This window comes from Variovorax sp. R-27 (assembly GCF_049913215.1).
Taxonomy (GTDB): Bacteria; Pseudomonadota; Gammaproteobacteria; order Burkholderiales; family Burkholderiaceae_C; genus Variovorax.
Window position 1 is genome coordinate 5,411,228 of record NZ_CP183984.1, and the last position, 17,501, is coordinate 5,428,728.

15 protein-coding genes and 1 tRNA gene are annotated in these 17,501 nt (G+C 68.1%); 15 read left to right on the top strand and 1 reads right to left on the bottom strand.

What is annotated here, in order from left to right; all coding sequences use genetic code 11:
- Positions 1-89 precede the first annotated feature (89 nt).
- The 11 genes from ACN9MV_RS25305 (at position 90) to ACN9MV_RS25355 (ending at position 12,866) form a co-directional block, all read left to right on the top strand.
- Positions 90-386: a hypothetical protein gene (locus ACN9MV_RS25305; protein WP_093057992.1), complete on the top strand. Its 297-nt coding sequence runs from the start codon at positions 90-92 to the stop codon at positions 384-386.
- A gap of 90 nt (positions 387-476) precedes the next feature.
- Positions 477-3,554: a formate dehydrogenase-N subunit alpha gene (gene fdnG / locus ACN9MV_RS25310; RefSeq protein WP_143047794.1), complete on the top strand. Its 3,078-nt coding sequence runs from the start codon at positions 477-479 to the stop codon at positions 3,552-3,554.
- A 3-nt stretch (positions 3,555-3,557) separates the two neighbouring features.
- Positions 3,558-4,523 carry a formate dehydrogenase subunit beta gene (gene fdxH, locus ACN9MV_RS25315; protein ID WP_426390023.1) on the top strand — a complete coding sequence of 322 codons (966 nt, stop codon included), beginning with the start codon at positions 3,558-3,560 and terminating at the stop codon, positions 4,521-4,523.
- A gap of 10 nt (positions 4,524-4,533) precedes the next feature.
- A complete protein-coding gene (locus ACN9MV_RS25320) occupies positions 4,534-5,157 on the top strand; it encodes a formate dehydrogenase subunit gamma (protein ID WP_354337718.1) in 624 nt (207 codons plus the stop codon).
- A 10-nt stretch (positions 5,158-5,167) separates the two neighbouring features.
- Positions 5,168-6,196 (top strand): formate dehydrogenase accessory protein FdhE, encoded by a 1,029-nt coding sequence (gene fdhE / locus ACN9MV_RS25325; RefSeq protein ID WP_426390024.1) that lies wholly within the window; start codon positions 5,168-5,170, stop codon positions 6,194-6,196.
- Positions 6,196-7,644, top strand: coding sequence for an L-seryl-tRNA(Sec) selenium transferase (gene selA / locus ACN9MV_RS25330; RefSeq protein WP_426390026.1), 1,449 nt, complete (start codon positions 6,196-6,198; stop codon positions 7,642-7,644). Before fdhE ends, selA begins: the two co-directional genes overlap by 1 nt.
- 35 nt (positions 7,645-7,679) lie before the next feature.
- Entirely contained in the window at positions 7,680-8,795 is a 1,116-nt protein-coding gene (locus ACN9MV_RS25335; protein ID WP_426390027.1) for an acyl-CoA dehydrogenase family protein, read from the top strand.
- A gap of 11 nt (positions 8,796-8,806) precedes the next feature.
- Positions 8,807-9,667, top strand: a complete 861-nt coding sequence (locus tag ACN9MV_RS25340) for a phosphate/phosphite/phosphonate ABC transporter substrate-binding protein (protein ID WP_426390028.1) — start codon at positions 8,807-8,809, stop codon at positions 9,665-9,667.
- On the top strand, positions 9,633-10,838 hold the full coding sequence (locus tag ACN9MV_RS25345; protein WP_426390029.1) for a ferritin-like domain-containing protein: 1,206 nt from the start codon (positions 9,633-9,635) through the stop codon (positions 10,836-10,838). Before ACN9MV_RS25340 ends, ACN9MV_RS25345 begins: the two co-directional genes overlap by 35 nt.
- A gap of 13 nt (positions 10,839-10,851) precedes the next feature.
- Positions 10,852-12,759, top strand: a complete 1,908-nt coding sequence (gene selB, locus ACN9MV_RS25350) for a selenocysteine-specific translation elongation factor (RefSeq protein WP_426390030.1) — start codon at positions 10,852-10,854, stop codon at positions 12,757-12,759.
- Between the two features lie 14 nt (positions 12,760-12,773).
- Positions 12,774-12,866: transfer RNA gene (locus tag ACN9MV_RS25355), tRNA-Sec, on the top strand.
- Positions 12,867-13,013: 147 nt separating this feature from the next.
- Here the strand turns inward: ACN9MV_RS25355 and selD are convergent.
- Positions 13,014-14,081, bottom strand: a complete 1,068-nt coding sequence (gene selD / locus ACN9MV_RS25360) for a selenide, water dikinase SelD (protein WP_307616224.1) — start codon at positions 14,079-14,081, stop codon at positions 13,014-13,016.
- Positions 14,082-14,164: 83 nt separating this feature from the next.
- Between selD and ACN9MV_RS25365 the strand changes: the two genes are divergently transcribed.
- Genes ACN9MV_RS25365 through phnE form a run of 4 tightly spaced genes read left to right on the top strand, consistent with a single transcriptional unit; the run spans position 14,165 to position 17,472 of the window.
- Complete coding sequence (locus ACN9MV_RS25365; protein WP_426390031.1) at positions 14,165-15,022, top strand: putative selenate ABC transporter substrate-binding protein; 858 nt, start codon at positions 14,165-14,167, stop codon at positions 15,020-15,022.
- A 10-nt stretch (positions 15,023-15,032) separates the two neighbouring features.
- On the top strand, positions 15,033-15,848 hold the full coding sequence (locus tag ACN9MV_RS25370; protein WP_426390032.1) for a phosphonate ABC transporter ATP-binding protein: 816 nt from the start codon (positions 15,033-15,035) through the stop codon (positions 15,846-15,848).
- Positions 15,845-16,675 carry a PhnE/PtxC family ABC transporter permease gene (locus ACN9MV_RS25375; RefSeq protein WP_426390033.1) on the top strand — a complete coding sequence of 277 codons (831 nt, stop codon included), beginning with the start codon at positions 15,845-15,847 and terminating at the stop codon, positions 16,673-16,675. The genes ACN9MV_RS25370 and ACN9MV_RS25375 overlap by 4 nt, the downstream gene beginning before the upstream one ends.
- A complete protein-coding gene (phnE, locus tag ACN9MV_RS25380) occupies positions 16,672-17,472 on the top strand; it encodes a phosphonate ABC transporter, permease protein PhnE (RefSeq protein ID WP_093077384.1) in 801 nt (266 codons plus the stop codon). The genes ACN9MV_RS25375 and phnE overlap by 4 nt, the downstream gene beginning before the upstream one ends.
- Positions 17,473-17,501 lie beyond the last annotated feature (29 nt).

Here is a 17,501-nt window from a genome sequence, read left to right on the forward strand (position 1 = left end):
TTTGTCGCAAACCGGGCACTCCCGGAGAGCGAAAAACGAGGCCACAAAAACAGCCCGTTGTCAGACCCGTCCTTCCCCAAGGAGTGTCGATGCCCCGATGTCAGCGTTTGCAGATCGTCGGCCTGTGCCTTGTCGCAGGCATGCTGGCGAGTGCCTGCGATCCCAAGGTCCCCACGCCGAAGGCCGATGGCGGCACCACCGGCGCGAGCCCGACGGGCATCAAGCCCGCCGAGTCCGGCGACAAGGTCGAATCCTCCGCTTCCCACAAAGGCCCGTCCGAAGGCGGCACAGCCATCGGCGGCATGAGCGGCCCGGGCGGCGGCGGCTCGTCCGGCGGCGCGGCGCCCGCGCCGAGCGGTGGCGACGGCACTGCGGCGCCCAAGTAGCGCGGCCCGACTGATTCATTCAATCAAGTTTCCCGGCAAAAAGAAGATCACGATGAAACACCCCACTTCACCGCTGCAGGAGGTCACGTCATGGACATGAACCGCCGGCAATTCTTCCGCGTCAGCAGTGCGGGGCTGGTCGGCTCCAGCATCGTGGCGCTCGGCTTCTCGCCGACCGCCGCGCTGGCCGAGGCCCGCAACTTCAAGCTCGCGCGCACCACCGAGACCCGCAACACCTGCCCGTACTGCTCGGTGGGCTGCGGGCTCATCATGTACAGCCTTGGCGACAAGGCGAAGAACGTGGTGTCCGACATCCTCCACATCGAGGGCGATGCCGACCACCCCGTGAACCGCGGCACGCTGTGCCCCAAGGGCGCGGGCCTGCTCGACTTCGTGCACAGCCCCAACCGCCTGAAGTACCCCGAGGTGCGCGAGGCCGGCAGCACCGAATGGAAGCGCATCGGCTGGAACGAGGCGCTCGACCGCATCGCCAAGCTGCTCAAGGCCGACCGCGACGCCAACTTCCAGACCACCAACGCCGAGGGCAAGACCGTGAACCGCTGGACCAGCAGCGGCATGCTCTGCGCCTCGGCCTCGTCCAACGAAACGGGCTACATCACGCACAAGGCATTCCGCTCGACGGGAATGCTGGTGTTCGACAACCAGGCACGCGTTTGACACGGACCTACGGTGGCCAGTCTGGCCCCGACGTTCGGACGAGGCGCGATGACCAACCATTGGCAGGACATCCAGAACGCGGATGTTGTGCTGATCATGGGCGGCAATGCCGCGGAGGCGCATCCGTGCGGCTTCAAGTGGGTCATCGAGGCCAAGAAGCAGAACAAGGCGCGCCTTGTCGTGGTCGACCCGCGCTTCACGCGCTCGGCCGCCATGGCCGACTACTACGCCCCGATACGCGCGGGCTCGGACATCGCGTTCCTCGCGGGCGTCATCAACTACCTGCTGGGCAACGACAAGATCCAGACGGAGTACGTGCGCAACTACACCAACGCGCCGTTCATCGTCGGGCCTGACTACAAGTTCGAGGACGGCCTGTTCAGCGGCTACAACGCCGAGAAGCGCAACTACGACCCCAAGTCGTGGGGCTACGCGCTCGACGAGCAGGGCATGGCCAAGGTCGACATGACCATGCAGGACCCGCAGTGCGTGCTGCAGGTGATGAAGCGGCACTACTCGCGCTACACGCCCGAGCTGGTGAGCCGCATCACCGGCACGCCGCAGGACAAGTTCCTGAAGGTGTGCGAGTACATCGCGAGCACCAGCACCTCCACGCGAACCATGACCATCATGTACGCGCTGGGCTGGACGCAGCACAGCCAGGGCTCGCAGATGATCCGCACCGGCGCCATCGTGCAGTTGCTGCTGGGCAACATCGGCGTACCCGGCGGCGGCATGAACGCGCTGCGCGGCCACAGCAACATCCAGGGCCTGACCGACCTGGGGCTGCTGTCGAACTCCCTGCCCGGCTACATGTCGCTTGCGCGTGACAGCGAGCAGACGCTGGACGTCTACTACAAGACCCGCGCGCTGAAACCGCTGCGCCCCAACCAGATGAGCTACTGGCAGAACTACCCGAAGTTCTTCGTCAGCATGCAGAAGGCGTGGTGGGGCAACGCGGCCACGGCGGAGAACGAGTGGGCCTTCCACTACCTGCCGAAGATCGACAAGCTCTACGACATCCTGCAGGCCTTCGAGCTCATGAACCAGGGCAAGCTCAACGGCTACATCTGCCAGGGCTTCAACCCGGTGGGCTCGTTCCCGGACAAGAAGAAGATCGTCGATGGGCTGTCCAAGCTCAAGTTCCTCGTCACCATCGATCCGCTGATGACCGAAACCAGCGAGTTCTGGCGCAACTTCGGCGAGTTCAACGACGTCAAGACCACCGACATCCAGACCACGGTGTTCCGCCTGCCTTCGACCTGCTTCGCGGAGGAAGACGGCTCGCTCACCAACTCCAGCCGCTGGCTGCAGTGGCACTGGAAGGGCGCGGAGCCGCCGGGCGAGGCCAGGGGCGACATCGAGATCATCGCGGGCATCTTCAACCGCATTCGCACGGCCTACGCGAAGGACGGCGGCGCGTATCCCGACCCGATCGTCAACCTCACCTGGCCCTACAAGATTCCGCACTCGCCTTCCGCGCAGGAACTGGCGATGGAATACAACGGCCGCGCGCTGACCGACCTGCTCGACCCGAAGGACCCGACCAAGCCGCCGACAGCCAAGGCCGGCGAGCAGCTCTCGGGCTTCGGCCTGCTGCGCGACGACGGCAGCACCGCCAGCGGCTGCTGGATCTACAGCGGCGCATGGACGCAGGCCGGCAACCAGATGGCACGGCGCGACAACGCCGACCCGTACGGCATCGGCATGGTGCAGAACTGGGCGTGGGCCTGGCCCGCGAACCGGCGCATTCTGTACAACGGTGCCTCGACCGATCCGGCCACCGGCAAGCCGTGGATCGCCAAGCGCGGCCTCATCGCGTGGAACGGCAAGCAGTGGACCGGTGCCGACGTTCCCGACATCCGGCCCGATGCGAACCCGACGGAAGCCGACGCGGTGCGCCCCTTCATCATGACGGCCGAGGGCGTGGCCCGGCTCTTCGCGCCGACGGGCATGGCCGAAGGACCGCTGCCCGAGCACTACGAGCCCTTCGAGTCGCCGCTGGTCAACAACCTGATGCACCCGAACAACGAGAAGGCGCGCGCCAACCCCGCGGCACGCATCTTCAAGGGCGACCTCGAGCGTCTCGGCGTGCCGAAGGACTTCCCGTACGTGGCGACCAGCTACCGGCTCACCGAGCACTTCCACTACTGGACCAAGAACGTGCGCACCTCGGCCATCATCCAGCCGCAGCAGTTCGTCGAGATTGGCGAGGAGCTTGCCAAGGACAAAGGCATCGCCAATGGCGACATGGTGAAGGTGTCGAGCAAGCGCGGCTTCATCAAGGCAGTGGCGCTGGTCACCAAGCGCATCGTCGGGCTGCAGGTCGATGGCCGCACGGTGCACACGGTGGGGCTGCCGAACCACTGGGGCTTCGTCGGCGTGGCCAAGCCGGGGTATCTGGTGAACACGCTCACGCCTTTCGTGGGCGACGCGAACACACAGACGCCCGAGTACAAGTCGTTCACCGTGAACATCGAAAAGGCCTGAGCGATGTCTTCCCTTCAAACCCTGGACATCGCCGCCCGATCGGCCACGACCACGCCGTCGCCCGACATCCGCAGCCGCCCGCAGGTGCAGCAGGTGGCCAAGCTGATCGACGTGTCGACCTGCATCGGCTGCAAGGCCTGCCAGGTCGCATGCATGCAGTGGAACGACCTGCGCGACGACGTGGGCACCATGCACGGCACCTACGACAACCCGGTCGATCTCACGCCTTCCTCATGGACGGTGATGAGGTTCTCCGAAGTCGAACCCGAGGCCGGCAAGCTCGAATGGCTGATCCGCAAGGACGGCTGCATGCACTGCGACGACCCGGGCTGCCTGAAGTCGTGCCCGGCGCCGGGTGCCATCGTCAAGTACAGCAACGGCATCGTCGACTTCATCAGCGAGCACTGCGTGGGCTGCGGCAACTGCGTCACCGGCTGCCCCTTCGACGTGCCGCGCATCAGCAAGGCCGACAACAAGGCCTACAAGTGCTCGCTGTGCTCAGATCGCGTGGGCGTGGGCCTGGAGCCGGCCTGCGTCAAGGCCTGCCCCACGGGCGCGCTGCATTTCGGCACCAAGGAAGACATGCACGAGTACGCCTCGGAGCGCATCGTCGACCTGAAGGAGCGCGGCTTTTCCAACGCCGGCGTATACGACCCTGCCGGCGTGGGCGGCACGCACGTGATGTACGTGCTGCAGCACGCCGACCGGCCGGGCCTGTACGCCGACCTGCCGAAAGACCCGCACATCAGCCCGCTGGTGTCGCTGTGGAAGGGCGTGGCCAAGCCGCTCGCAATGGTCGCCATGATCGGCGCCGTGGTGGGCAGCTTCTTCCACTACATGAAGACCGGCCCCATCGAGCCGAAGGACGAGCATCCGGATGCCGACCGCGATGGCAAGCCCGACGACGTGGTGGTGATCGAAGAGCCGCCTGCGTCACCCCCCGCACCATCCACCGCGCCCCGTGCATGAGGAGAACGCGATGACACGCTATTACCTTCGCCGCTACCGCGACGCCACGCGCATGAACCACTGGTTCGTCGCGATCATGTTCTTCGCGGCCGCGCTCTCGGGCCTGGCCTTCTTCCACCCTGCCCTGTTCTTCCTGAGCACGCTGTTCGGCGGCGGGCCGTGGACGCGCATCCTGCATCCGTTCATGGGGCTGCTGATGGTGCTGGGCTTTGTGTTCCTGTTCGGCGCGATGTGGCGCGAGAACATCCTCGATCGCAGCGACCGCGAGTGGATCGCCAACGCGCCGAAGATGCTCAAGGGCGACAAGTCGAGCATGCCGCCGGTGGGCAAGTACAACGCGGGGCAGAAGCTGGTGTTCTGGGCCTTCGGTGTCAGCCTGCTGCTGTTGCTGGTGACGGGCTTCATGTTCTGGAGCCCGTGGTTCGTCGGGTTCTTCCCGATCCTCCTGCGGCGCATCGCGGTGGTGGTGCATTCGGTGTCGGCCGTGGTGCTGATCATTTCAGTCATCACGCACATCTACGCGGCCATCTGGGTCAAGGGCACGCTGCGCGCGATGACGCGCGGCACCGTCACGGAGGGATGGGCCAAGCTCAACCATCCGCTCTGGCATCGCAAAATGACGCGAGGTGAGTGATACTGCCCCGATGACGAGTTCCACCGGCAGCCCACCGCCGATCCGGACCACCCGCATCCTCGATCCCGAACAGATCGCGATGCAGGCCGGACGGCAGATGCCGTTCCTGCGTTTGCCGGTTCGGTCCCTCGTGTTCTCCGACCGACAATTGCGGCTGCGCCAGCTCGCAGCTTCGCATTCGATGCGGGAGTACCTGATCTTCATCGCCGATCTTGCGCAGGCGCAGCACCAGGTGCTGCAGGACTACGCACCGGTCACGTTGCCCGAATCCGCTTCGCTCGAAGCCGCATCGAAGGTGCTGAAACCGCCGATGCCCGCTTTCGGCTGGACGCGCGATCCGGTGTGGCTGCAGGAGCTTCGCCGTCTGCTCGGCCTCTTCCGCGCACGGCTGCCCGAAGGCCCTGCACGCGACACGCTCGACCGCGTGGTGGCGGCCGACGATGCGTGGATCAACGAGCAGGCCGACCGGCTCTCGCGCCGCATCATGTTCGGCCTCGACCTCGCAGCCGCGCCACTGATTGCCGCGGGGCTGCAGGCCTACTGGGCTCAGCTCGTGCTGCAGGTGGCCGACCGCGAAGGCGAGAACATCTTCGGCCGCACCGATCCCGGCAACGAATGCCCTTGCTGCGGCAGCGTGCCCACCGTGAGCATCACGCGCATCGGTGCCGACGAAGCGGGCTTTCGCTACCTGCACTGTTCGCTGTGCAGCACCGAGTGGCACTACGTGCGCATCAAGTGCACGCACTGCGAGAGCACCAAGGGCATTCACTTCGAATCGCTGTCGCCGCAACCCGGCGTGGAGCTGCCGGCCACCGGCGCGCGCGAAGGCGCAGTCAAAGCCGAGTGCTGCGACAGCTGCGGCCACTACCTCAAGCAGATCGCGATGGAGAAAGACCCCGAGGTCGAGCCCGTCGCCGACGACCTCGCCAGTGTCACGCTCGACCTGCTGGTGTCCGAAGCCGGCCATCAACGCAGCGGCCACAATTTGATGCTGCTGTTCGGCGACCCCGAAATCCCCGACGACGGCGGAGGCGGCTGATGGCGGCGCCCGAAGAGTCCGTGGTCCACGGCTCGACGGCAAGGCCCCAAGATCTGCCTTCTGTCGATCAACTGCTGCGCCTCGCCGTGCCGGGCGCATTGCTGGCCGAGCACGGCCATACGCTGGTGGTGAAAGAGGCCCGTGCGCTGCTCGAAGGGCTTCGCGCGCGGGCCGTGGCGGGCAAGCTGATGGCCGCCGAGGTGCGGCACGACGCACTCGGCGATGCGCTTGCAGCGCGCATCCAGGCCCGCCTCGCACCACGCATGTGCGCCGTGCTGAATCTCACCGGCACCGTCATCCACACCAACCTCGGCCGCGCACTGCTGGCCGACGCAGCGCTGCAGCGGCTGCTCGCGGTGATGACATCGCCCAACAACCTCGAATACGACCTCGCCACCGGCAGCCGAGGCGACCGCGACTCGCTGGTGGAAGAGTTGCTGTGCAGCATCACCGGCGCCGAGGCCGCCACGGTGGTCAACAACAATGCGGCCGCCGTGCTGCTCACCATCGCGGCACTGGCACGCGATCGCGAAGTGATCGTCTCGCGCGGCGAGCTCGTCGAGATCGGTGGCGCCTTCCGCATGCCCGACGTGATGGCCAGCGCGGGCGCGCGCATGGTCGAGGTCGGCACCACCAACCGCACGCATCCGCAGGACTACGAGCGCGCCATCAACGAACACACGGCGCTGGTGATGAAGGTGCACACCAGCAACTACGCCGTGCAGGGCTTTACCGCCGCAGTCGACGAAGCCACGCTCGCCGGCATCGCGCATGCACGCGGCGTGCCGCTGGCGACCGACCTGGGCAGCGGCTCGCTGGTCGACCTCGCGCACTACGGCCTGCCGCGCGAGCCGCTGCCGCAGGAGATGCTTGCAGCCGGCTGCGACGTGGTCACCTTCTCGGGCGACAAGCTGCTGGGCGGTCCGCAGGCCGGGCTGATCGTCGGCAGCAAGGCCGCCGTGGGCCGCATCCGCAAGTTCCCGATGAAGCGCGCGCTGCGCATGAGCAAGCTGCCGCTGGCCGCGCTCGAAGCCACGCTGTCGCTGTACCTGCGGCCCGAGCGTCTTGCGCAAGACCTGCCGACGCTGCGGCTGCTCACGCGGCCCGCCGATGCGATCCGCGAAATGGCCGAGGCGTTGAAGGCGCCCGTGCAGGCAGCGGTGTCACCGCGCTTCACCGTCGAAGTCGTGCCGTTGCTCGGGCAGATCGGCTCCGGGTCTCTGCCTGTCGAGCGGCTGCCCTCGGCCGGCCTTGCGCTCGCGCCGGCCGGCACCTCGAAAAAGGGCACGGGCACCGCGCTCGACGCCCTCGCCACCGCGCTGCGCGGCCTGTCGCTGCCGGTGATCGGCCGCATCGCGGAAGACCGTCTGCTGCTCGACCTGCGCTGCCTGGAAGACAGCGCGCCCTTCACGGCCCAGCTCGATGCCCTGCGCGAGCGGCTGCAATAGATCGACTCCCTCAATCCGTACTCCAGGAAAAAGCGATGAATCCCCTCGAAGTGCTCGCCGGTATCGAAACGCAAACGCTGCAGCCCTCGGCCCAGCGCACCGACAGCGAGGGACGCTTTCCACGAGAGACGATCCAGGCGCTGGGCCAGGCCGGCCTGCTCGGGCTGGTGTCGGCCACGTCGGTCGGCGGCCAGGGCCTGGGCCTGAAGGAAGCCGCGCAGGTGGTGTCGCGCATCGCGCAGACCTGCCCGTCCACCGCGATGGTCGTGTGCATGCACTACTGCGCCACCGCCGTGCTCGAACAGTTCGGCCCCGAGGCCACGCGCCGCGCGATTGCCGAGGGTAAGCACCTGAGCACGCTGGCCTTTTCGGAAGCCGATTCGCGCAGCCACTTCTGGGCCCCCACCGGCACCGCCCGCGCAGATGGCGCGAACGTGGTGCTCGATGCCCGCAAGAGCTGGGTCACCTCCGCCTTCGAGGCCGACAGCTACGTGTGGTCGAGCAAGCCGCTCGCGGCCGAAGGCGCCAGCACGCTGTGGCTGGTCGATGCGAAGTCCGACGGCCTGAGCCAGCCCGGCCGCTTCGACGGACTGGGGCTGCGCGGCAACGCCTCCACGCCGATCACCGCGAAGGATGTGCGCATCGCAGCCGGCGCCCGGCTCGGTGAAGACGGCAAGGGCTTCGACGCCATGATGGGCTTGGTGCTGCCGTGGTTCTCGGTGCTCAGTGCCGCGTGTTCGACCGGCCTGATGGAAGGCGCCCTGAGCCGTGCCATCGGCCATGTGAGCCAGACGAAGCACGTGCACCTCGATTCGTCGCTGGCCGACCTGCCGACCATTCGCGCCTACCTGGCACGTGCGCGCATCAAGACCGACATGGTGCAGGCGCTGCTCGACGACACCGTGGCCGCCATCGGCGCGAGCCGCCCCGACACCATGCTGCACGTGCTCGAAGTGAAGGCGGCCGCCGCCGAAGCCGCGCTCGAAGTCACCGACATCGCCATGCGCGTGTGCGGTGGCGCGGCATTCCGCAAGGAGGCAGGCATCGAGCGGCTGTTCCGCGATGCGCGCGCATCGAGCGTGATGGCACCGACCTCCGACGTGCTGTACGACTTCATCGGCAAGGCCATCACCGGCCTGCCGCTGTTCTGAGGAACCGCGCCATGTCCGAACCGACGCTGATCATGGGCGCTGTGGCCTACGCGCCCAAGGTCGTCACCATCTGGGAGGGCTTCAAGGCCTTCTTCGTGAAGAACGGCCTGCCCTTCGACTACGTGCTGTATTCGAACTACGAAAGCCAGGTCGAGGCGCAGTTCGACGGCACGCTGCACCTGGCGTGGAATTCGCCGCTGGCGTGGGTGCGGGCCGACCGCGTCGCGCGCAGCCGCGGCCAGCAGGTGCAGGCCGTGGCGATGCGCGACACCGACTGCGACCTGCGCTCGGCCATCGTCGTGCGGGCCGACAGCCCGGTGCAGTCGCTGGCCGATCTGCGCGGCAAGACCGTCGGGCTGGGTGCGCTCGATTCGCCGCAGGCCACGCTGATCCCGCTCGACCACCTGCGCACCGAAGGCCTGGTGAAGTCGCGTGACTTCCAGGTGCGCTACTTCGACGTGCTCGGCGGCAAGCATGGCGACCACATCGGCGGCGAGCGCGATGCGGCCATCGCGCTGATGGCCGGCGAGGTCGACGCCTGCTGCCTCATCGACGGCAACCACCTGGCCTTCGGCCTCGACGGCACGCTGCCTTCGGGCAGCACGCGCGTGCTGGCGCGCACCGGCGCGTACGACCACTGCAACTTCACCACCAGCCCCGGCGCGCCGGCCGCCTTGATCGACAGCTTCGTGTCGCTGCTGATGGCGATGCGCTGGGACGACCCGCAGGTGCGCCCATTGCTCGAACTCGAAGGCCTGCGCGAATGGCGCGCCGGACGCACCAGCGGCTACGCGCTGCTCGAGCGCGCGGTGGACGACGAGCATTTCTACGACGGCGATGGCCGCATCACCAACCCCGACTATCGATATTGAGTCGCTGGGCCTCGACCAAGGCGCCCTGCTGCTCATTCGCCGCGCGCTGGCTGAAAGGCCGGTGGGCGGCGAGCTGCGCGTGCGCGGGCAATCGCCGGACTGGCAGATGCACCTGGAAGCCTGGTGCCGCAGCCAGGGGCATCCGCTGCGCTTCGAGACGGCGGAGGAGGCTTTGGTCACGCGCGGCCCGCATGCCGAAGGCCGCTGGCTCGGCGCGCAATCGACCGGCGCTGCGCAGGGCGACGCCAACGGCTCGCCCGCCGAAGACGCCGCGCCCGGCTGGGGCCTGGCCGCGCGCGGTGCCACGGTGGAGGCCGGCAGCCCGCCCTTCTTCTTCGCCCTGCATCGCCGCGAAGAAGTGTGGGCCGCGACGGCGGGCGAGCTCTACCGGCAGGCAGCAGCAGCCCAATGGGACCCGGGCACGGCCATCGAGTGGGACGCGCCCTTCGACCTGTCGCCCGCTGTGGAAGCAGCGGTCGTGCAGGTGATGACCTATCTCATCGAAAACGAGAATGCCGCGCTGCTTGTGCCGGCGCGCCACCTCGGGCAGATCCATCCGCATTTCCGCGAGGTGCTGCAGTTGCTCGCGCTGCAATGCGCGGACGAAGCGCGGCACGTCGAAGTCTTCACGCGCCGCGCCACGCTGCGCGGCCACCAGCCTGCGCTGTCGACCGCCGGCGGTCAGGCCTCGCTGCGCACGCTGTTCGATGCGCCCGATTTCTCCGTCGCCACCTTCCTGCTGGCCGTGCTCGGCGAGGGCAGCTTCGTGAACCTGCTCAACTTTTTGCATGCGCATGCGCCCGACCCGGTGACGCGGCAGATCGCGCGGCTCACGGCGCGCGACGAGGCACGCCACGTCGCCTTCGGCATGGCGCATCTCGAATACCGGCTCTCGGTGCAGCCCGACTACCAGGCGCGGCTGCGCAACGCCATCGAGGTGCGCTACGACACGCTGGCCAGCACGGCGGGCCTCAACGAGGAGGTGTTCGACGCGCTGGTGCTGCTGGCCGCTGGCGAACTCTCGCCCACTGCCGTCGCACGTGGCCACGCGGCCGTGCAGCAGCTGCAGCGCGACATGGCAGCCGGACGGCGTTCGCGTCTCGCACGGCTGGGCTTCGACCGTGACGAGGCGCAGCGGCTGTCCGAGCTGCACACCCGCAACTTCATGTGACGACGCCCCCACGATGATCATCGGCACCGCAGGCCACATCGACCACGGCAAGACCACGCTGGTGCGCGCGCTCACCGGCGTCGACACCGACCGGCTGCCCGAGGAAAAGCGGCGCGGCATCTCCATCGAGCTGGGCTATGCGTACCTGCATGCGCCCGATGGCGTGTCGCTCGGCTTCGTCGACGTGCCCGGCCACGAGCGCCTGCTGCATACCATGCTGGCCGGTGCCACGGGCATCGACCACGCGCTGCTGGTGGTGGCTGCCGACGACGGCGTGATGCCGCAGACGCGCGAGCATCTGGCGGTGGTGGCGCTGCTGGGCGTGCGCGAGGCGACGGTGGCCATCACCAAGATCGACCGCATTGACGAGGCCGTGCGCGAAGCGCGGCTCGCCGAGGTACGCGCGGACATCGCCGCGCTGCTCGCGCCCACGCCGCTCGCACAGGCGCCCATGCTGGCCGTGTCGGCGACGACCGGCGAAGGCATCGATGCGTTGCGGGAGCGGCTGCTCGACGTGGCGCGCCAGGAGCACGCGCGCGAAGACGACCTGGCGTTTCGCCTCGCCGTCGATCGCGCCTTCACGCTGTCGGGCGTCGGCACCGTGGTCACGGGCACGGTCTTCAGCGGCACGGTGCGCATCGGGGACGAACTGCGCGTGGTGCCCGGCGACCGCATGGTGCGCGTGCGCGGCATCCATGCGCAGAACCAGAAGGCCGAATCGGCGCACGCGGGCCAGCGCTGCGCGCTGGCGTTGGCCGGCGTCACCAAGGACGAGATGCATCGCGGCGACTGGGTCTGCACACCGTCCATCGCGCTTGCCACCGACCGCATCGACGTGCTCCTCACGCTGTGGCCCGACGAGGCCAAGCCTCTGCGCTCAGGCGCGACGGTGCACGCGCACCTCGGCGCGAGCGATGTGATGGCGTCTGTCGCGCTGCTCGACCGCGATGCGCTCGCGCCCGGCGAAACGGCCTTTGCACAGCTGGTGCTGCGGGAAGCAGTCGGCGCATGGCATGGCGACCGCGGTGTGTTGCGCGATGCCTCTGCCACGCGCACCGTGGCCGGCGTGCGCGTGCTCGATCCGTTCGCGCCGGTGCGCTACCGCCGCACGCCCGAGCGCCTGCGCACGCTGGCGGCCTGGGCCATCGACGACCGCGATGCCCGCGTGGCCGCGCTGCTGCACAACGCGCCGCTGGGTATCGACATCGCACGGATGGCGCGCGCTCTCTCGCTGGCCGATGAAGGTGCGATGCCGCTGCCCGGCGACGCCGTGCGCATCGACCACACGGCCATCGCGCAAACGCATCTGGACATGCTTGAAGAACAGATCACCGGGCGCCTCGCAGACTTCCATCGCACCGCGCCAGACGAAGTCGGCCCCGATGCGCGCCGCCTCAAGCGGCTGGCCGGTCCACGCGCGGACGACTCGCTGTGGCGCCATGCGCTCGATGCGCTGGTCGCGCGCGGTGCGCTGGTGCGCAGCGGCACCTGGCTGCATCTGCCGGACCATGCGGCACGCCTCGGCGAAGCAGAACAGAAGCTCGCACAGAAGCTATTGCCCAGGCTGGCCGACGGCGGCTTCGATCCGCCATGGGTGCGCGATCTTGCGAAGGACTGCGCGGTGAGCGAGCCGATGGTGCGGCAGACGCTCGCGAGTCTCGCGCGGCGTGGCGAGACCTTTCAGGTGGTGAAGGACTTGTACTATCCGTTGGCGACCATCGAGCGGTTGGCGGCGTTGGCACGCGATTGCCTCGATGGTCCTGAAGGCTTGCAGGCTGCGAGTTTTCGCGATGCAACGGGGCTGGGACGCAAGCGCGCAATCCAGTTGCTCGAATTTTTTGACCGTGTGGGCTATACGCGGCGCGTGAAGGACACGCACTTGCTGCGGCCCGATACGACGTTGTTCGGGGCGAGGCCGTGAACGACAAGAGTCATGGGAGGGGATCGTCCCTGGTGGGGCGGCTGGGCTTCAAACCCAGTGGGTGGCGCCAGTCGTCGCCGGGAAGGTTCGACTCCTTCCCCCTTCCGCCGTCGAGCGGGCATTCGCCTGCTGCGCGGTCCGATCTTGCACCTGCGATGCTCGACGTACCCATGTACGTCTGCGCTTCTCGGCGCAAGCTCGAACCGCTCGCGACGGCGACTGCCCACTCGACGAGTCGGCATAGGACCGCTCTGTCAGGGCACCACGCGCAGCGAGGGCTCACCGGCCTCTACACGACCGATGACCGCCGCTTGCGCAAAGCCTTCGTCGCGGAAGATCTTCAGCACGGCATCGACCGCTTCAGGCGCGCAGCTCACGAGCAGGCCGCCCGAAGTCTGCGGATCGCTCAGCAGGTTTTGCGTGGTGGCGTGCAGGCCGGCGGCCAGCTCCACGTCGGCGCCGTAGCCGGCCCAGTTGCGCCCCGAGGCACCGGTGACCATGCCCTCGGCGGCCATCACCACCACGTTGTCGAGCAGCGGCACCTTCGACCATTCGATCATCGCCTTGAGCTTCGCGCCGCGCGCCAGTTCGAGTGTGTGGCCAGCGAGGCCGAAACCCGTCACGTCGGTCAGCGCATGCACGCCGTCGAGCGCCGCGAGCGCGATGCCGGGCGTGTTGAGCTTCGTCGTGTTCTCGATCAGCTGGCGATAGCCGGTCTCGGAGAGCTGTTCTTTCTTGAGCGCGGCCGACAGCACGCCAACGCCCAGCGGCTTGCCCAGCACCAGCACGTCGCCCGCCTTCGCATCGGCATTGCGCCGCACGCGGTCGGGGTGCACGAGGCCCATGGCGACGAGCCCGTAGATCGGTTCGACCGAATCGATGGTGTGGCCGCCGGCAATCGGGATGCCGGCTGCGCGGCACACGTCCTGCCCGCCGCGCACGATCTCGGCGATGACTTCCACCGGCAGCTGGTTGATCGGCATGGCCACCAGGGCCAGCGCCATGATCGGGCGCCCGCCCATCGCGTACACGTCGCTGATCGCGTTGGTCGCGGCGATGCGGCCGAACTCGTAGGGGTCGTCCACGATGGGCATGAAGAAGTCGGTGGTGGCGATCAGCGCCTGCTGGTCGTTGAGCCTGTAGACCGCCGCGTCGTCGGCGGTCTCGATGCCCACCATGAGCTCGGGCGGGATCATGCCGCCCGCATGGTTCTTGAGGATCTGCGACAGCACGCCGGGCGCGATCTTGCAGCCGCAGCCGCCACCATGCGAAAAACTCGTGAGGCGCAAAGGCGCGAGCGGGTTCATGAGCGTTGGGTTCATGGGCCGATTATCGAAGCGGCCCTGCTTTCTACAATCCCGTCCTTTCCTTTCCCACACCCGCTGCACGTTTTCGAGGCACATCCATGAAGAAGACTCTCACCCAGGTGGCGCTCGCGCTGGCCTTTTCCGCCGCCAGCTTCGGCGCCCTCGCCCAGGGCGTGCTGCGCGTCTCGGCCATTCCCGACGAAGCCCCCACCGAGCTGCAGCGCAAGTTCACACCGCTGGGCGACTACCTCAAGAAGGAAACCGGCATGGACGTGCAGTTCACGCCCGTGACCGACTACGCCGCCGTGGTCGAAGGCCTGGCCACCAACAAGATCGACCTGGCCTGGCTCGGAGGCTTCACCTTCGTGCAGGCACGCATTCGCACCAACGGCGGCGCGGTACCGATCGTGCAGCGCGCGGAAGACGAGGTGTTCACCAGCAAGTTCATCGTGCCGGTCGACAGCACCGCCAAGACGCTGGCCGACCTGAAGGGCAAGACATTCGCCTTCGGCGCGCCCTCGTCCACCTCTGGCAGCCTGATGCCGCGCTACTTCCTGCTGCAGGCCGGCATCAACCCCGAGAAGGACTTCAAGACGGTCGCCTTCTCGGGCGCGCATGACGCCACGGTGGCCTTCGTGGCCGCATCGCGCGCCGAGGCAGGCGTGCTCAACGCATCGGTGTGGGACAAGCTGGTCGAATCCAAGAACCCCAACGCCGCCAAGGTGCGCGTGCTGGCGACCACGCCGACCTACTACGACTACAACTGGACGGTGCGCCCGGGGCTCGATGCGGCCATCACCAGGAAGCTGACCGACGCGTTCCTGAAGCTCGACCCGGCCAACCCGGCGCAGAAGGAAATCATGGCACTGCAGCGGGCTAGCAAATTCATTCCGACCAAGTCGTCGAACTACGACGGCATCGAGACGGCGGGCAAGTCGGCTGGCCTGATCAAGTGAGTTTGCGCGGATGAGTTTTTCGCTGGAAGGCGCGGGTGTCGTGCACCCCAACGGCCAGCGAGCGCTGGCCGGGGTGACGCTGGCCGCGCACGACGGCGAACGCATCGCCGTCATCGGGCCCTCGGGCGCCGGCAAGACCACGCTGCTGCGCGTGCTCGGCGCGGCGCTGCGGCCCACGGAGGGCGAGGTTCAAGCCTTGGGCGCCAGGCCTTGGCAATTGCCAGCCGCGGCGCTGAAGAAGCTGCGCGCCCGCATCGGCACCGTGCACCAGTCGCCGCCGATTGCGCCGCGCCTGCGCGTGGTCACAGCCGTGCTCGCGGGTCGGCTCGGCGAGTGGTCGACACTGCGCGCGCTGGGCTCGCTCTTCCATCCCTCGGACATTGCCGGTGCGCACGAAGTGCTGGCGCGCCTGTCGCTGGAAGACCGCCTGTTCGACCGCTGCGACCGCCTCTCGGGCGGCCAGCTGCAGCGCGTGGGCATTGCGCGGGCCCTGTATCAGCGCCCCGCTCTGCTGCTGGCCGATGAGCCCGTGTCCGCACTCGACCCCACGCTGGCCGACGCCGCCATCGGCCAGCTTGTCGCGCAAAGCGAATCGACGGGCGCCACGCTGATGGCCTCGCTGCATGCGGTGGACCTCGCGCTGCGCTGGTTTCCGCGCATCGTCGGCATGCGCAACGGGCAGGTGATGTTCGATCTGCCCGCCGCGCAAGTAACAGCCGCGATGCTCGACGCGCTCTATGCGAGCGAAGGCGGCATCGCAACGCAGCGGCCGCAGCCGGCAAGTGCGGCAATGGAAGCGGCTTTCCATCGGCCGGACTGCCCTTGACGAGCACCGCCATCGCCCACCGCGACCCGCACGCCGCGCGCCGGCTGGCCGGATGCGTCGCCGCGCTCGTCATCGCATGGCCGATGCTGGCGCTGTCCGAATTCAAGCCGTGGGCGCTGTTCGCCGGCGGCAACCTCGCGGTCATCGGCGACTTCCTGGCGGGCTTCTTTCCACCCGACGGCTCGGCCGCCTTTCTCGCGCTGCTCTTCAAGGCCACGCTCGAAACGCTGGCGATGGCCACGGCCGGCACCGCGCTGGCGTTGCTGATCGGCGCGCCGCTGGGCTTCGTGACGACGCGCGCTCTCTCCATCTCGCGCATCGGCCCCGGGCCCGGCCGCGTGCAGGCGGGCATCGTGCGGCAGGCCGCGCGCTGGCTGCTGATGGTGCTGCGGGCGATTCCCGAAATCGTCTGGGCTCTGCTCTTCGTGCGCGCGCTCGGGCTCGGCCCCGCCGCGGGCGTGCTGGCGCTGGCCATCACCTACGGCGGCATGCTGGGCAAGGTCTACGCCGAGATCCTCGAATCGACCGACACACGCCCCGCGCGAGCCCTGCTCGAAAGCGGCAGCGGCCGGCTCGCGGCGCTTTGCTATGGGCTGCTGCCGAACACGGCGCAGGAACTGGCCTCGTACACCGTGTACCGCTGGGAATGCGCGGTGCGTGCGTCGGTGGTGATGGGCTTCGTCGGCGCAGGCGGACTGGGGCAGTTGATGGACCAGTCGATGAAGATGCTCAACGGCGGCGAGGCCAGCAGCATCCTGCTGGTGTTCCTGGCGCTCGTGCTGCTGGCCGACCTGCTGAGCAATGCGTTGCGCAGGCTGCTGGCATGACGACGATGCTGCCCCCACGCCCGCCGCCCTGCTGGCGCTGCCGCATTGCCCTGCTGCTGATCGGTGTGGCGGTGATTGCGAGCTTTGTCTACCTGGGCATCGATTACCGCGCGTTGGGCTCGTCGGAGTCGCTGCGGCTCATGGGCAAGTTCATTGCCGAGTTCTTCCCGCCCGATGTGTCGCCCGAGTTTCTCTCCAAGGTCGGCAATGGCGCGTTGCAGACGCTGGCCGTGTCCGCCCTTGGCACGGTGCTGGCGGCCATCGCGGGCGCGGTGCTCGCGTTGCCGGCCTCGGGCCGCGCCGGCTGGCTGCCGCGCCATGTGGCGCGCTTCGTCCTGAACTTCTTGCGCAGCGTGCCCGAACTCGTGTGGGCCGCGCTGATGGTGCTCGCCGCCGGCATCGGCCCTTTCGCTGGCGCGCTGGCACTGTCGCTGCACACCACCGGCGTGCTGGGCCGCCTGTTTGCCGAAGCGCTGGAAAACGCCCCGCGCGAACCCGAGCACGCGCTGACGCTCTCGGGCGCCAACCCCGTCACCGCCTTCAGCTACGCCAGCCTGCCCATCGTGCTGCCGCAGTGGGTGGCCTACGCGCTCTACCGCTGGGAGATGAACATCCGCATGGCAGCCGTGCTGGGCTTCGTGGGCGGCGGCGGGCTGGGGCAGCTGCTGTACTTCCACCTGTCGATCTTCCAGCAGCAGCAGGCGATGACGGTGCTGATCGCGATGTTCGTGCTGGTCACGCTGGTGGACTTTGCGAGCGCTCGCTTGCGCCGTGGCCTTGGACCTGCATACGCCTGAGTACCCGACAATCGGGGCATGAGGTTCCT

Excerpts from the sequence above, each read along its gene's own strand:
- ACN9MV_RS25370 (WP_426390032.1), top strand. The coding sequence starts at position 15,033 with ATGAGTTTTTCGCTGGAAGGCGCGGGTGTCGTGCACCCCAACGGCCAG.
- ACN9MV_RS25320 (WP_354337718.1), top strand. The coding sequence starts at position 4,534 with ATGACACGCTATTACCTTCGCCGCTACCGCGACGCCACGCGCATGAAC.
- selA (WP_426390026.1), top strand. The coding sequence starts at position 6,196 with ATGGCGGCGCCCGAAGAGTCCGTGGTCCACGGCTCGACGGCAAGGCCC.
- ACN9MV_RS25335 (WP_426390027.1), top strand. The coding sequence starts at position 7,680 with ATGAATCCCCTCGAAGTGCTCGCCGGTATCGAAACGCAAACGCTGCAG.
- fdhE (WP_426390024.1), top strand. The coding sequence starts at position 5,168 with ATGACGAGTTCCACCGGCAGCCCACCGCCGATCCGGACCACCCGCATC.
- selB (WP_426390030.1), top strand. The coding sequence starts at position 10,852 with ATGATCATCGGCACCGCAGGCCACATCGACCACGGCAAGACCACGCTG.
- ACN9MV_RS25305 (WP_093057992.1), top strand. The coding sequence starts at position 90 with ATGCCCCGATGTCAGCGTTTGCAGATCGTCGGCCTGTGCCTTGTCGCA.
- ACN9MV_RS25365 (WP_426390031.1), top strand. The coding sequence starts at position 14,165 with ATGAAGAAGACTCTCACCCAGGTGGCGCTCGCGCTGGCCTTTTCCGCC.
- ACN9MV_RS25340 (WP_426390028.1), top strand. The coding sequence starts at position 8,807 with ATGTCCGAACCGACGCTGATCATGGGCGCTGTGGCCTACGCGCCCAAG.
- phnE (WP_093077384.1), top strand. The coding sequence starts at position 16,672 with ATGACGACGATGCTGCCCCCACGCCCGCCGCCCTGCTGGCGCTGCCGC.
- selD (WP_307616224.1), bottom strand. The coding sequence starts at position 14,081 with ATGAACCCAACGCTCATGAACCCGCTCGCGCCTTTGCGCCTCACGAGT.
- fdxH (WP_426390023.1), top strand. The coding sequence starts at position 3,558 with ATGTCTTCCCTTCAAACCCTGGACATCGCCGCCCGATCGGCCACGACC.
- ACN9MV_RS25345 (WP_426390029.1), top strand. The coding sequence starts at position 9,633 with ATGGCCGCATCACCAACCCCGACTATCGATATTGAGTCGCTGGGCCTC.